This is a genomic window from Shewanella sp. BF02_Schw, assembly GCF_014596695.2.
GTDB lineage: Bacteria > Pseudomonadota > Gammaproteobacteria > Enterobacterales > Shewanellaceae > Shewanella.
Genome location: NZ_JABKAW020000002.1, coordinates 323,148 through 338,952 on the forward strand (window position 1 = coordinate 323,148; position 15,805 = coordinate 338,952).

Below are 15,805 nucleotides of genomic sequence, written 5' to 3' on the forward strand. Positions count from 1 at the left end.
AGTCAAAAAACAGGTCAAAAAATTAAATTCGCTTATAGCGAGAACTGATATCCCACACCTAAAGCAAAGAAATTGGTGTCAGGAATACTGGCAACAGCCACTTGATGAAGACCACCTTCGGCTTTAATCACAATTTCAGGTATCGGGAAATAGTTAATACCCACACTGCTCCAAGTATTTTCATAACGCTTGGTTGCGGTGCCCGTTTCAACGGCCATAAGTGGATTGGAATAATCGATATTGGCAAACACGGTCATCGGAATATCAAACCATTCATCAAGTTTGACGCCCGCCTCAACAAAGAACGACTGCGACTCTGAACCCAGTTGGGCAAAATTACCTGGACGTAAACCTGGGGTGGTTTTATTAGCCTGGGTAATAGCGTCAGCATTGTCTAACGAGCCATATAAATATTGACCGCGGAGGATCCATGGACCTTCAACAAAGGCTCCGGCAACAGACACAATGCTAAGAGCACCATCAACATCGAGTTTGTTACTCTTATGGCGATTACCACTGGTATTACCGTAGTAATAAGCCACGCCGACTGCACTGCCGGTTTTGAAATTGCCATAATCAATACGGCCAGCAAATGCCAAGTCGTCAGCATTCACCTCTTCAAAGCGTTTTTGATGGCCTGATGCCACCCAATCATAAGTGCGAAAATACTCAGAGTTTAACCCACTGACAACTTGTGCCTGATAATGAAAATCGGCAACCTCTCCGTAAACACCAATACCATTTTCGTTCCAAACGGTTGGCATCATCGCAGCTTCACTCTTGTGACGTTGCACTGTAAGATATTGATTAGGTTTGTGTAACATGCTCGATAAGCCAATAGGCAAGTGAATGTTACCGAATTTCACCCCAAAGGCTTTTGATGGACGGTAACGAATTTCCGCTTTTTCAACCACCACTTCGCCACCCGCTTCAACTTCGGATTCAAACTCACCAAATTCATCAAAGCCGTCATATTCTAGTGAGGTGCCAGTGCCACCATGCTCATATTCAATTTCAACTTCCATACTCCAATCATCAGTGAACTGATAACCAAACTCGGTCACAATCCGCTCTAAATCAGTACGACTACGTCGCTCTGCGGATGTATCTTGTACGTTATCGAAATATTCATCACTGGTGTAAACAGCGCTGCCATATGAGTTAAAGCTAAAACGGCTCAATCGGTCTTGCGCTTTAGTGGCCTGTTGCACCACAGTGTCAACTTGAGTCGCCACTTGTTTGTTTTGCTGCTGTTGTTGTTTTTGTTCGGCTGCTAATGTAGCAAGCTGCTGTTTCAATATCGTAATTTCAGCTTCTTGCTTGGCAATGGCTTTGGCTAATGTTTCGGTATTCGTTGCAGCTTGAGCATTAGGCATCCCACTCAAACCCAATACACTTGCCACAGATACTGCCAACAAGGTTAACTTTTTATTCATCTGTTTCTCCGACACGTCACGTTAATACTCCCTCAAAAAACGCAACAACCATACATCAAACGATAACCATTCGCATTATAATTTACATTAAGATTAGCAATTTTATTTACACTAAATTACATTTCACTTAACAAACTGTTTTATGTCACTATGGAAAACAACAATCAAAAAACCTCCTATAAACCGAGTACTTTCAATGTCAAACATCAGTAATACTGCCCTCTTTAGTGGTAAATCGGCCCGTATTGAGCGCACTAATCCACAACATTTGCTGCTATGGATGACCTTTGTAATGTCCATGGTGTTTGCAGTTTGGCAGGCTTTGTTAAATAACTTTGTTATTGAACGCGCCGCATTCACTGGCGCTGAGATTGGATTACTGCAGAGTTTAAGAGAGGTACCTGGATTTTTAGCTTTTACCGCGGTGTTTGTATTGCTGCTGATCAAAGAGCAAACTTTTGCCTTATCATCCTTGGCACTATTGTGCATTGGAGTGGGAATTACCGGCTGGTTTCCTGATGTCATCGGGTTGTATTTAACAACGATACTCATGTCGATTGGATTTCATTATTTTGAGACAATAAATCAATCGCTTACGTTACAGTGGGTAGATAAAGCCGATGCACCTGGCTTTATGGGCAAAGCGTTAGCGTGGCGCTCCGCTGCAGCACTTGTCGGCTATGGGTCAATTTGGTTAATAATGAACTGGCTGAGTCTAGATTACATCTGGATGTATAGCATTATTGGCGGATGTGGATTAGTTATGGTGTTCATTATGGCAGTGTATTTTCCTCGTTTTGCCATAGGCTCCATTCAACACAAACACTTAATACTGAGAAAACGCTACTGGCTTTATTACTTACTAACCTTTTTCTCTGGAGCGCGCAGGCAAATTTTTATGGTGTTTGCTGGCTTCATGATGGTTGAAAAATTTGGCTATTCTGTGTCTGAAATCACCGCTTTATTCTTAATTAACTATGTCGTTAACTTACTCTTTGCCCCCACCATTGGTCGCTTTATTGGAAAAATGGGTGAACGTAACGCGTTAATTATCGAATACGTTGGCTTAGTGATTATTTTCAGTAGTTACGCTTATGTCAGCGATGCCAATATTGCGGCTGGATTGTATGTGATTGATCACCTGCTTTTTGCTATGGCGATTGCGATGAAAACCTATTTTCAAAAAATTGCCGATAAACAAGATATTGCTTCAACCATGTCGGTCAGCTTTACCATTAACCATATTGCCGCGGTAATTATCCCTGTTTTATTAGGCATTTTATGGCTCAGTTCGCCTAAAGCAGTATTCTTCATAGGCACTGGGTTTGCCGTATGCTCACTCGCACTAGCATTCAATGTGCCGCGTCATCCGGAGCCTGGTAAAGAAGCCTTATGGTCACCGTTAATGACAAAACGCTAAAAGATTTAGCACAGATGTCATACCATACAAACATGGCGAAAGTGTAATGCATAAAGGGAGTTAATGATGACTGATATTGATGTGACGGCAACACAAGATGACAATACTCAAGTGTCCGCACGCAAAAAACCTTATTACTCGGGCGCATTATCGGCTTAGCCAGCGAGGAAGATTATCGCCCTTCAACAGCCTCCGTTGCCGAGCGTGCTGAGCACCGTCAACGCAAGCAACTCAGCCAGCATCAGACCAACCTTGAAAGCATTTTTGCCTTAGCACTCAATTACACCCCATCCGATGTAACAGGAGTCGAATTAGATCCAGATTGGCGCTATCAATTTTTTCAAATGGCTGAACAAATTCATAACCGTAAAATGCAGGATTTGTGGGCCAGAATTTTAGCCAGTGAAGTCGTTAATCCAGGTAACTTTAGCCTTAGAACTTTAGCGGTATTACTGCAACTGACGTTTCGAGAAGCACTGATATTTGAAAAAGCCTTAGGCATGTCAGTTAAAATTAATACCGAGCCCCGATTTAAATTACTCAGTAGTTATCGTATTAATGGTGGGATGAAACAATATTTTCGTAAGCATACTCACACTAACTTCGGCCTGTCCCAATTCGGCTTACCTTATTCGAGTATTCTTACCTTAGTCGATGCGGGAATTTTACATAAAAGCGAGTTTGAAACCGGACTATTAAGCAGTAGTGAACATATTCAGTTAACTATGTGTAATGCCACTTTGTCGCTCAAACCTAAGCATCAGCACTTATTATTTACGTATTATCGATTTACCACTGTAGGTGATGAGTTGTGCCAATTAATTCAGGCAAAAAGTGATGATGAATTTATCAATGCCGTTAAAACCATGTTAGCCAAAGATTTTATGGTTAGCGGTTAATATTTTTGTAAAGGTGCGAATACTTAGCCTTATGTTCGCTAAACAAAAATTGACGCAGTATTTCACGGGATTCACCTTCAGCACTAATTTTTGCTGCCATTACCCCATTTTCAGTTCGTACCGGTTCAAACACCATATCGAGGTGCACACCATTAGGTAAAATTAGCTGTGTTAAGCGTGGCACTTTATCGTTAAGTTCTTGCGGCACTTTAATGGTCATGCCTGAACTCGATAAAGAGAGTACCTCAACAAATTTAGCCGTATCGTTATCAATGACTTTTATATTTTTGACATTATTGAGCCGCCAGCTACGTTCACCGCCGCGCATATCAATCACTTCAGGAATACCCAACTCAGGCAAAAATTGCCCAAGCTCATCTTGCTTTAAGGTTAATGGAAACCATAAACGGTAATAACTAATTTCTGCCAATAAGGTTAATTTGGCATTCCCCAAAATATGAGCAAGCACTTGCGGTATTTCAGTCGCAACACTTAATGAATGTCTCGATAAAGCATTATCGGTACTGTCATCTTCCGGCGAAAATACACCGCTAAAATAAGCGAGCTCTTCATCAGATAAAGTCGACATAATCTAGCCTTTTTTTACACACTAACACGACCCCTATACTAACACCTTAGTATGATAGCGAACAAACTTTAACCAAAATACACCACCACTTATAATGCACAAGAGTTGCCGAACAGCGTAAAATACATCACAAAGGATAAGCTGATGTGAATGAACAGTACTCACACTTAAATGAAAAAAGACGAACTCAGTTCGTCTTTTTAGTGCCGATACAATCTAATCATTATCGATCGTGTTCAGCTTCTATTTGCATGGCTTTTTTAAACGATGCATGGCTCATTAGTTGTTGATAGTACTTAGCAATATTAGGATACTTGTCAAACTCACCGTTTTGGCCAACAAGCTCTGCAATAAACGACATCATAATATCTGCACCGCTAAGACGGTTACCGACTAGGTATGACTTATCTTCTAAGCGGTCGTTAACATAGCTGATGACTTTTGCCGTTTCTGCATCGGCATATCCACCGATAAAACGGGTTTCTGCGCCATCCATTTTAACAAAAATTTTCAGCAATAGTGGCAAAGCAGCTGAGCTTTCAGCAAAATGCATCCATTGTAAGTAATCGATATAATCTGCTGTGCCGAGTGCTGGCATCAGTTTATCAGCGCCATAGGTATGAATTAAATACTCGGTAATCGCGCCCGACTCAGCAATGGTATAACCGCTCGCTTCTAATACTGGTGATTTACCTAATGGATGAACCGCTTTTAACGACTCTGGCGCTAAAAATGTGGTTGTATCACGCTGATAAGCAACCAGCTCATAGTCCACTCCCAATTCTTCTAATAACCAAATAATGCGTTTTGAACGTGATTTATTTAAATGATGTAGTTTAATCATTAAGCCATCCTTGTATTGTTAGTGATAAAAAATAAACCCAATGAACAACTCACTGGGTTTGCTTCTATCAATCTACGTATTCTGTTATTTCGAGTTACAGTTAACTGTAACCACTAAACTAAACAGCAGATTAGCTTAGTAAAGCTAACATTTTCTCTGCCACTAATTCAGACGATGCAGGGTTCTGACCGGTAACTAGTTTACCGTCAACTACTGCATATGGATGCCAGTCGTCACCCTTAGAATAAGTCGCGCCATTTTGCTGCAACATATCTTCAACTAAAAACGGTACAACGTTAGTTAACTGTACAGCTTCTTCTTCACCATTAGTAAAACCAGTGACATTTTTACCGGCAACGAGTGGCGTTCCGTCTGGCTTTTTAGGGTACTTAAGTGCAGCCGGTGCATGACATACTAAACCTAAAAGTTTATCTGTTTTGTAGCACTGTTCAATTAATGCAATAGAGTCTTTGTCATTGGTTAAATCCCATAATGGACCATGACCGCCTGGATAAAATACCGCGTCATAATCTGCTACGTCAATTGATGCCAATGTGAGTGTATTGGCTAGTAATGCTTGCGCTTTAGTATCGGCTGTAAAACGACGCGTAGAGTCAGTTTGAAAATCAACTTTATCACTTGTAGGATCCAATGGCGGTAAACCACCTTTAGGAGATGTTAGCACTACCTCAACACCTTTATCGGTAAATGCGTAGTATGGAGCCGCTAATTCTTCTAACCAAAAACCGGTTTTCTCGCCAGTGTCGCCTAATTTATCGTGCGAAGTTAATACCATTAATACTTTCATAGTGATTCCTTAAATACTGTATGTTTAGTTGTAATCACTTAGATTACAGAGGATTGTTTACTTTAATGACAACCTTGCCGAAGTTTTCGCCTTTTAATAGCCCGATAAAGGCTGTAGTCATATTTTCAAGACCATCGACAATTTGTTCACGATATTGAATCTTACCTTCACCAAGCCATTGGCCCATATCTTTGGCAAACTCTGGATAGCGGTCGCCATAATCGTCAAAAATAATAAAGCCTTGCATCTTAATGCGCTTAACCAGCAATGTGCCCATCAGTAATGACAAACGATCAGGTCCCTCGGGTAATGAAGTTGCGTTGTACTGAGAAATTAAGCCACACACTGGCACTCGAGCACCAGTGTTGAGTAATGGCATTACCGCATCAAACACCTTGCCGCCAACGTTTTCAAAATACACATCAATGCCGTTATCACAATGGGCTGTCAGTTGCTGCGCAAAATCAGCCGCTTTATGGTCAATACATTCATCAAAGCCTAATACTTCTTTTGCGTAGCGACATTTTTCTGCGCCACCGGCGATACCAACAACTCGACAGCCTTTCAACTTAGCAATTTGGCCAACCGTTGCGCCAACAGGCCCAGTAGCTGCGGCAACCACAACGGTTTCGCCCGCTTTAGGCGCGCCAATGTCTAATAGCCCCATATACGCAGTAAAGCCTGGCATGCCCATAATACCCAACGCATAAGAAGGATGGCTTGGGTTATCGCCCAATTTCATCAGTCCTTCACCATTAGAGACTAAATAATCTTGCCAACCACCAAACGCTAACACCCACTCACCCACTTTATAATCAGGATGATTAGACTCTTCCACTTGTGATACCGCAGCGCCCACCATCACATCGTCAATTGCTACTGGATCTGCATATGATTTGGCGTCATTCATACGGCCACGCATGTAAGGATCAAGCGATAAATACACCGCGCGCAATAACACCTCACCTTCTGCTGGTACAGGTTTGTTGACGGTTTCTAAACGGAAATTATTAGCCACTGGCTCACCTTGTGGACGGCTGGCAAGTACTATACGACGATTTTGAGTGTTCATCTTGTGTCCTTTAAATAACATAAGCACCATAAAGTGGTACTTGAGAAGACAATATGACCTCGGTTGCTAAAAGTTGATTACCGCTGTAATACTGATATCAACTAAACACTGGTACAATAAACAACCGAGGCCAAATAATACGATCTTTTTACTTAAGTTGATCAATTCAAATATGGTCAACAACTTTGCGAGCTAAGCGATTGATATGAATAAAAACAAACATCTATTACTCGAAAATCAGTTGTGTTTTGCTGTTTATTCAACGTCATTGGCTATTACCCAACTGTACAAACCGTTACTAGACTCTATTGGGCTAACTTACACTCAATATTTGGTGATGTTAGTCCTCTGGGAGCAAGATGGTCTAAGTTTAAAAACCTTGGCCAGCAAACTCGGGCAGCAATCGGGTGCATTAACACCGGTCATAAAACGTCTCGAAACTGATGGCCTGCTAAAGCGCATTCGCGAGCCCTTAGATGAACGGACCTTGTGCATGCAATTAACTGAAAAAGGTCATCAACTGCAGCCCCAAGCAGAACAAATCCACCTATGTATTCTTGAACAATGCGGTATCGAAATGTCTGAAATCACCGATCTAAAACGACAGCTGGATCAATTTAGGCTAAAACTGCCTAGTCATATTGAGTTCTAACGCACAAAATGACTCAAAATTTTGAGTTTAATTTGTTTTGCTTAGCTATATGATAATCACGATAACTAATTGCGCGCAACTTAAATTAACAATTTTTAAGGTCTATAAACGATTACGTGATGCCGCCGCATTGTTTGAAGAGAATAAAACGCGATGAAATCCCACTTTGCCATCTGACTGAAATGGTTATCAAGCACTTGCCATTACGCGACATTGACACTATTGCGACCGATATTTTTTGATGAGTACAACGCTTTATCTGCCCGCTTAAATATCTCTAAAAATGCTTTATCCTGAGAACGTAAGGTTGCAACGCCAATACTAATGGTTATCGAAGGAGCTTTTTGTTCGTCGTACTGTTGTTGAGCTTCTCTTAACCGTTCAGCCAAGATATAAGCAGAGTCAATATCAGTATCGGGTAATAAAATAGCAAACTCTTCACCGCCAATTCGAGCCAATACATCGGCCTCCCTAATATGTTCATTGCATATATTGGCAACGCGCTTAATCACTTCATCACCCACTAAATGGCCATAGGTATCATTCACATTTTTGAATAAATCAATATCAATGATCATTAACGAGAATGGTTGAAAATAGCGAGTAGCACGAAAAAACTCATGTTCGCAAAAAGACGTAAATGAACGACGATTAAACAAACCCGTTAACGGATCGGTATTAGCAAGTCGCTCTAGTTTTGAACGTAAATGATAAGCAGCGGTAATATCGGTAGAAATACCGATGAGGCCAATTAATGTGCCTTTATGGTTATATAAGGGTTGTTTAACTTCGTGATATACAATGAGCGAGGCTGGGGTATCAACAATAATATCGTCAGAGAGTTTACTTTGCGAGTTAAGCACTTTAGTGTCATTCACGTGCAAAATATCTACAACATTCGCGGGAAAGTAATCGCTATCGGAAGTGCCCTTTAGCTTTTCAAGCGTCACACCAAAGTAGTCAAGCGTTAGTTGATTCGCATAAACATATTTGCATTGAGTGTCTTTTAAATAAATATAAGCATCAACTTGATCAAGGATAAGCTCATAGGTATCTAATATCATCTTTTTTGCTTGCTGCTGACGGTATCGGTTTAGGTTAAAAAACAGCAAAAAAGCAATGATTAACAATAAGATGAAAATCAATAATCCAACGATTTCAAGCGACATGAGCATTCCTTAGCTACCATCTATATCCATATACGTCATTGATGATGTTAATGACGCAGATCCAACAATATACTCTTATTACTTACGGTTAACCATACCGTATAGTAAACAGGGTCAAGTATAAAAAGATCTATTGTGACAATCAAATAATGAATGCCTGGATTCAACGCCGAAATGCGTTGCATATTATTGAAATATCGCAATATAGATTCTGATTATCGTGTTGAAATCGACAATATTGGGGCTCAAGTCAAGTTAACCTTAGCTTCCGCTAATAAACGGTGATTAAACTGTCTACTGTTTTGCTAACTAACCTCAACTCAAAACAAAACAAGCGTTAAGGTTAGTTATTGTCGATACTATTGACCTACAATAATAAATAACATTAACGCTTATAAATAACTCCGCTCTTCATCACAAATGACACATCTAATAACGCTTCAATTTGCTCAAGAGGACTTTTATGCGTTGCGATGATGTCGGCATATTTGCCAACCTCCAAAGTGCCAAGTTTATCTGACATATCAATCAGTTTTGCCGAATTAATCGTCGCACTGATTATAATATCCTCATTACTCATACCCGCTTTGCTCATCAATACAGCTTCTTTAGCATTATCACCATGATGTGACACCCCACTGTCGGTGCCATAAGCAATATTAACCCCAGCTTTATAAGCCGCACTAAAGTTTTGCATCATGTCGCCACCAACACGTATTGCCTTGGCTTTTATGGCAGGAGACATAAAGTCAGCCCCTGCGGTATTGGCCATTTTCACTACCGTGTCGCCCGCCAACAATGTTGGCACTAAAAACGCGCCACTTTTTTTCATTAATTTAATACTTTCTTTATCGGCGTAACTGCCATGTTCAATACTGTCGACACCGGCGCGCAACGCTGCATTAATACCTTGAGCAGCATGGGCATGGCTGGCCACTTTACGACCTAAGGCATGCGCAGTATCAATCACCTCTTTAAGCTCATCATCATCCATTTGCTGGCCAGTACCCGTATTAGTGTCCGATAACACTCCTCCGGTAGAGGTGATTTTAATCACATCAGCGCCAAACTTTATCGCCCGACGAGTCGCGCGGCGGCAATCATAAGGTCCGTCACAAATGGTTTTAGAGGTAAACTTATCAAGTAAATCAGGACTCATACCGTCAACATCACCATGGCCTCCGGTAACCGACACGCCACCAGATGCAATAATTCTCGGGCCATCAATCCAGCCTTTATTAATGCCGTCGCGTAAGGCATAAATCTGTTCCGGTTTCGCGCCTAAGTCTCGCACCGTAGTAAAGCCTGCTAATAAGGTCTTTTTAGCAAAATAAGCACTGCGCATTGCCACGTCAGCATCCGACATTCGCAAAGCTTCGCTATCATTATTCGGCCCTAACTCGCCTTGTAAATGAACATGCATATCCATCATGCCAGGCATAACAAAGCTATTTTTTAAATCAATCATCTCAACATTGTCATGCTCGTCCACCACCGGTGCAGACTGATAACCTGAAGTGATAGAAGTGATTACCCCATCTTTTATCACCACAGTTTGCTGAGTTAAAGGTGACTCGCCTGGCGTAGTTAATAATGTGCCAGCATAAATAACGTTAATATCGGCAGCCTCAACCACCGTCGATGCCATCGTTAATCCGAACACCGCTAAGGCGATGGTGGTAATAGTATTATTATTCATAGACGCTCACTGTTGATAACGAGAAAGAGGTTAAGTTTCTACACTGCCAAAAATGCTGTTATGTTACAAGAGAGTAAAATATTGTATTAGAAAAATCGTTTCGTCATTAACAAACAGTGAATGAATAAAAAATGAATATTGCAATTTTTGGCGCGGGTTCAACAGGCTGTTATTTAGCGGGTCAGTTATGTATTTCGGGGTTACAAGTCAGCTTAATTTGTCGCCCAGCAATTAAGCAAAAAATCATTGCCAATAACGGCATTACCTTGACCGATTATAACGGCTTAAAACAAACGATTATGCCGCAAGCGTTGATCACCGATATCGACCAAGAATCATCAATCAATGGCAAATTTGATGTAGTATTTGTCACCTTAAAATGTCATCAAGTTAGCAGTATTGCCAATCAATTAATGGCGATTACTCACGACAACAGCAGCATTATATTTATGCAAAATGGCTTAGGCAGTTTTGACAGCATTAAAGACTCGCTCGATCATTACCGCTTACTCCAAGGGATCACGCCATTTAATGTGCTGCAACTGCCCAATGGCGTATTTCATAAAGGCACAGAGGGTGTGTTTACCTTACAAGAAAACCCTCATACCATCGCAATTCAATCCGCACTGGTTAACCACGGATTTGGTTGCGACATTGAAGCAGACTTTACCCCAATGATTTACGGTAAATTATTATTAAATCTCAATAATGCATTAAATGCGGTCACCGATTTACCGATTAAACAGCAATTAAGTGACTACAAAAATCGCCGAGTTTTAGCCAAAGCAATGAAAGAATGGCTAGCAGTATGCGAAGCGGCAAACATTACATTGCATCAATACACCAAGGTTAAACCCTCCTGGTTACCCACCATTTTATCGTTGCCAAATGGGTTGTTTAATCTGGTCGCTAAACAGATGCTCGACATCGATCCCAAAGCACGATCATCAATGTGGGAAGACATTCAAGCGAAACGAAAAACAGAAGTCGATTACATCAATGGCGCGGTGGTCAGCATTGGGAAAAAATACGGTATAAAAACACCGGAGAATCAAGCGATAGTAGAACAAATAAAGCAGCTAGAACAACGACATTAACCAAATGCCGTACGCGATATCGTTGTCGAGAAAAAAGTAAATCTATTGTAAAATATTGCAAAAAAATACAATTGACGTAGTCGCACGATACAATCAAACAAGCAGAAGTAGTACGCCTAAAGATGACTCTCAATAAGAGTCATCGTGACGTAATCTTTATTGCTTATAACTTAACGCGATTAACCAATCGGAAATTAATTACAGATGAACGACAGCACTTTCTTTTTTGGCGATTGGCAAATTAATCCACACAGCAATAGCATTCAGTCTGGCGATGTTATTCGCAGTCTTGAACCCAAAGCCATGGATGTGTTGCGTTTACTGTGCCAACACCAAGGGGAAGTGCTAGCAGCAGACGATATTATTAACCACTGCTGGAACAGCATCGCCATTGGCGATAATCCGCTGCATAAAGTCATTACCCAGCTGCGTAAAGCATTAGGCGATCAAGCATCTAATCCGCAGTACATAGAAACCATCCGCAAACGCGGTTATCGCACCATCGCCAGTGTTGAATTCCCTATTGGTCATCATGCCAAAGTCACTACCCAACAATGGCAAGGCGCCTCGCCGTTTCCAGGTTTACGCGCATTTGACACCAACGACTCCAATGTATTTTTTGGCCGAAGTGAGCAAGTTGACACTTTATTAAATCGCATCACAAAACAAGTTGAATTTGGCCGTGCCTTTTGCTTAATCCTCGGCCCCAGCGGTACAGGTAAATCATCGTTAATTAATGCCGGCATCATGCCTAATTTAATGTCCAAAAATGGCTTTAACGGGGTTGGCGTAATCGATAATGCTAACCTAGATTTAGCCGATGTCACTAAAGGACGCTTAATTATCGATATCGCCAGTGCGATGCTCGACTGGGAAATCAAAGACCAAGCGGTGTTTACCGACTGTAGTGCCGATATGCTGGCAAACAAACTGCAAAACGACATCAACGCCGTTATTGAATATTGTCAGCTAGCTTTAGCCAAATACTCATCAATCAATGATGACAATGCCCCAAAATACAGTCGGCCCCATTTTTCATTGTTTATCGACCGTTTAGAAATCTTATTAGCGTCGCCATTATTTACCGAATCCGAACGCAACAATGTATTAGATATCCTCGAAACCCTTGCGGTTTCAGGGGCAGTATTAATAATTAGTGCTTGCCGCAATGACTTTTACCCTCAGGTTGTTAGCCACCCAAGCCTAATGGCAGGCAAAGCTAATGGCTCACATTTCGATTTATCGGCGCCAACCCGATCAGAGCTGATGCAAATGATCCGCTTGCCGGCCAATGCAGCTAACCTCACATGGACACTCGATCCCGATACGGCAATGCCGTTGGACGAAATACTTTGCAGTGAAGCCGCCTCAAACCCCGATGCTCTGCCCATGTTGCAATACACCTTGCAATCACTGTATTTGCACAAAGATGACAACAACCAATTATTGGTGTCGGTATACCATTCGCTTGGGGGGATTGAAGGCGCCATCGGTAAAAATGCCGAAGAAGTGCTCAACCAATTAAACAACAGCGAACGCGCCGCACTGCCTAAAATACTGTCGATGTTAGTCACCCTAACCGAAGATGAAAAATCAATCACCAGCAGCACCGCCCGCTGGAGCGATCTCAGTAGTGATGCCGAAATAAACCTCGTCAAAGCCATGGTTGATAACCGTTTGTTTGTTTCGCATCTGCAACAAGATCAACCCTGCTTTAGTATTGCTCACGAAGCGCTATTAAGGCGCTGGCCCCGCGCCACCCAATGGATAACCGAGCACAAGGACAGTTTAGCCATTAAAAGCCGTTTACAGCATCAATCTAACCGCTGGCTGGCCGAGTCAAAGAGTAATGCTTATTTACTGGCAGAAGGCAAACCATTAGTAGAAGCAAGCACATTGCTCGATAACCAATTGTTTAGTTTAGAGCCTCAAGAACTGGCACTCATTCAAGCCTCAACCAAACAAGCCAACATCGGCCGCTGGCGCCGCCGTGCAGTCATGCTAGCCCTTGTGGCACTGACACTCATTTCGGTCGCCATGAGTATTCGCAGCATTGAGGCCGAAACCCAGGCACAACAAAAACGCCTTGCGGCAGAAAACTTACTTGGTTTTATGGTCGGTGAGTTCGCCGACAAAATGCGCGGCATTGGCCGCATGGACTTGCTCGATGGGATCAGTAACAAGGCATTGGAATATTTCAGCGACTTTTCTGCCGACGATGCCAGCTATTTAAGCTTTGAAGCGCGCTTTCAACACAGCCAAACCTTAGAGGCCATGGGCGAAGTGGCCTATTCTCGCGGCAATATCGACGAGGCCCACAGCGCCTTAATCGCCGCCCGTGAGCGCATGCTGCCGTTACTCGAAATGCAACCGCAACACCTCAGTTTACTCAAAACCTTAGGTGCCAATGCTTTTTGGCTCGGCCAGCTTGAATACGATCAAAATGATTGGACAGCGGCACAGCCTTGGTTCGAACAGTATTTAACATACAGCCAAACCATGTATCAATACGCGCCAGACGATAACGATGCGCTAATGGAGTTGTCCTATGCGCAAAATTCTCTTGGCTCCATATACATGAAGCAGCAAAACTTTACCGATGCCCGTGAGGCATTTGAGCAATCATTACAACTTAAACTACAACTGTGGGATAAAGACCAAACCAACAACCAGCTAATAGCCGATATTGCAGACACTCGCTCATGGCTTGCCAGTGCCGCCAGTGACCAAGGTGATATCAGCACGGCAATTAAAATCCATCAGCAAATTCAGCAACAATTTAACAATAACTCCTTAGAAAAGCAGCCCTACTTACTGGAACGATTATCAAGCAGTTATGCGTTACTGGCTAGATTATTAAGCTACCAAAACCATCAGCAACAAGCTTTTGAGAAAGCACAACTCAGTTTAGTGACCATCACCAATGCCCTTAAACAAGACCCTGAAAATGATGTTTGGAAAATCCAGCAATATTACGCCTACCTAAAGATGTTGGCTTATAGTACTGAGCCGATTGAACAGACTATGGGGCAGAGTCTTGACTCATTAGCAACCATGCTCGAGAAAGATATTACCTTAAACAAATCAGCCCAAAAAATAGAGGTTTGGGCAACATATCAATTGGCTGCCGCCAACTATTTGGCCTCTAAGGGACTATTGTCAGAAAGCTTAGTATATGCACAGCGAGCCATTACCTCATTTAAGCAATTAATCACTGAATTTAACCAAAGTTCACTTTATGTCGCGAGTTTAGCCCAAAGCAATATGTTAACGGCTTCATTATTGACATCCCTAGGTCAACCTAAGCAAGTTAACTCCCTATGTCAGCAAACTAAAAATCAATTGGCCGATATTATTGATAAAAATAAAGAACCGAGATTTACTATGCCCTACGCGAAGGCCCTCGATTGTCTAGGAGAGCTAGATCAACACGATGACTTAGTGCAACAGCTACAACAATCGGCCATCACAGATTATAAGTTTAACCCTAAACCCTAAACCCTAAACCCTAAACAAAGTATGGAGAATAAAATGCCTAATGTCCAAGGCCAAGCAACCATGTTTAACGTCACAGTAATCCTAAACGCGAACAATGAACCCGTCTTTAGCTATACTAATATTGATGGTTCTGCAGTATCCGGCAATATGGTCGTAACTCAATACGGAGTCATTTCTTACCAGTTGATTGACAAGACTGGTAAGGGCCTTAAATTTGTTGGCGCAGCTTTCACTACCACGTTTGACGGTATTATCGATGCCACCACCATCAGCAGCGATGGCAACTTGATACAATTAACCGATTTAAATGAAGTGCCAGGCAGCACCAGCTTTCAATTTGTGCTGTCAAACAGTGCCAATACCCTGCTAGTACTTAGCCCAGATCCTCAAGTTATTAATCGCGATAATAAATAAAAAATAGATAAAAAGCTCAGGGCTACCCTGAGCTTTTTATCTTGAACAAGATAACCACACTACAAAGCAGTTAATCGCTTAACCAAGACTAAAACAACTTGTGTTACCCACTAACCCATTGCAAGGTTAGATTTTTAGTCCTCAATCCTCTGCTAAAATCCAGACAAAAACCTCTGTTAATCATCGCCAATAACACTGTGTTGTTTAC

General features: G+C 41.9%; 12 protein-coding genes and 1 pseudogene. 6 read left to right on the top strand and 7 right to left on the bottom strand.

What is annotated here, in order from left to right; all coding sequences use genetic code 11:
* Window positions 1-32: 32 nt before the first annotated feature.
* On the bottom strand, window positions 33-1,436 hold the full coding sequence (locus tag HNW13_RS09855; RefSeq protein WP_192115667.1) for a hypothetical protein: 1,404 nt from the start codon (window positions 1,434-1,436) through the stop codon (window positions 33-35).
* A gap of 196 nt (window positions 1,437-1,632) precedes the next feature.
* Between HNW13_RS09855 and HNW13_RS09860 the strand changes: the two genes are divergently transcribed.
* Window positions 1,633-2,856: an MFS transporter gene (locus HNW13_RS09860; RefSeq protein ID WP_192115664.1), complete on the top strand. Its 1,224-nt coding sequence runs from the start codon at window positions 1,633-1,635 to the stop codon at window positions 2,854-2,856.
* Between the two features lie 66 nt (window positions 2,857-2,922).
* Window positions 2,923-3,755, top strand: a pseudogene (locus HNW13_RS09865) (TIGR03899 family protein).
* Here HNW13_RS09865 and HNW13_RS09870 read toward each other — a convergent pair.
* From HNW13_RS09870 to HNW13_RS09885, 4 genes are all read right to left on the bottom strand, one after another.
* A complete protein-coding gene (locus HNW13_RS09870) occupies window positions 3,745-4,344 on the bottom strand; it encodes a hypothetical protein (RefSeq protein ID WP_101085931.1) in 600 nt (199 codons plus the stop codon). The pseudogene HNW13_RS09865 and the gene HNW13_RS09870 overlap by 11 nt on opposite strands.
* A gap of 223 nt (window positions 4,345-4,567) precedes the next feature.
* On the bottom strand, window positions 4,568-5,188 hold the full coding sequence (locus tag HNW13_RS09875) for a glutathione S-transferase family protein (RefSeq protein ID WP_182744684.1): 621 nt from the start codon (window positions 5,186-5,188) through the stop codon (window positions 4,568-4,570).
* A 130-nt stretch (window positions 5,189-5,318) separates the two neighbouring features.
* Window positions 5,319-5,996: a type 1 glutamine amidotransferase domain-containing protein gene (locus HNW13_RS09880; RefSeq protein WP_194956143.1), complete on the bottom strand. Its 678-nt coding sequence runs from the start codon at window positions 5,994-5,996 to the stop codon at window positions 5,319-5,321.
* A gap of 43 nt (window positions 5,997-6,039) precedes the next feature.
* The gene (locus tag HNW13_RS09885; protein WP_162022424.1) at window positions 6,040-7,068 is read right to left on the bottom strand and encodes an NADP-dependent oxidoreductase; all 1,029 of its coding nucleotides are present in this window, start codon (window positions 7,066-7,068) and stop codon (window positions 6,040-6,042) included.
* 205 nt (window positions 7,069-7,273) lie between these two features.
* Between HNW13_RS09885 and HNW13_RS09890 the strand changes: the two genes are divergently transcribed.
* Complete coding sequence (locus HNW13_RS09890) at window positions 7,274-7,720, top strand: MarR family transcriptional regulator (RefSeq protein WP_162022423.1); 447 nt, start codon at window positions 7,274-7,276, stop codon at window positions 7,718-7,720.
* 203 nt (window positions 7,721-7,923) lie between these two features.
* Here HNW13_RS09890 and HNW13_RS09895 read toward each other — a convergent pair whose 3' ends face one another.
* Window positions 7,924-8,889, bottom strand: a complete 966-nt coding sequence (locus tag HNW13_RS09895) for a GGDEF domain-containing protein (RefSeq protein WP_182744683.1) — start codon at window positions 8,887-8,889, stop codon at window positions 7,924-7,926.
* 385 nt (window positions 8,890-9,274) lie between these two features.
* A complete protein-coding gene (locus tag HNW13_RS09900; RefSeq protein WP_101085937.1) occupies window positions 9,275-10,588 on the bottom strand; it encodes an amidohydrolase family protein in 1,314 nt (437 codons plus the stop codon).
* 131 nt (window positions 10,589-10,719) lie between these two features.
* Between HNW13_RS09900 and HNW13_RS09905 the strand changes: the two genes are divergently transcribed.
* From HNW13_RS09905 to HNW13_RS09915, 3 genes are all read left to right on the top strand, one after another.
* Complete coding sequence (locus HNW13_RS09905; RefSeq protein WP_192115662.1) at window positions 10,720-11,685, top strand: 2-dehydropantoate 2-reductase; 966 nt, start codon at window positions 10,720-10,722, stop codon at window positions 11,683-11,685.
* 204 nt (window positions 11,686-11,889) lie between these two features.
* Window positions 11,890-15,183 (top strand): winged helix-turn-helix domain-containing protein, encoded by a 3,294-nt coding sequence (locus HNW13_RS09910; protein WP_192115659.1) that lies wholly within the window; start codon window positions 11,890-11,892, stop codon window positions 15,181-15,183.
* Between the two features lie 33 nt (window positions 15,184-15,216).
* Window positions 15,217-15,597: a DP-EP family protein gene (locus HNW13_RS09915; RefSeq protein WP_182741341.1), complete on the top strand. Its 381-nt coding sequence runs from the start codon at window positions 15,217-15,219 to the stop codon at window positions 15,595-15,597.
* Window positions 15,598-15,805 lie beyond the last annotated feature (208 nt).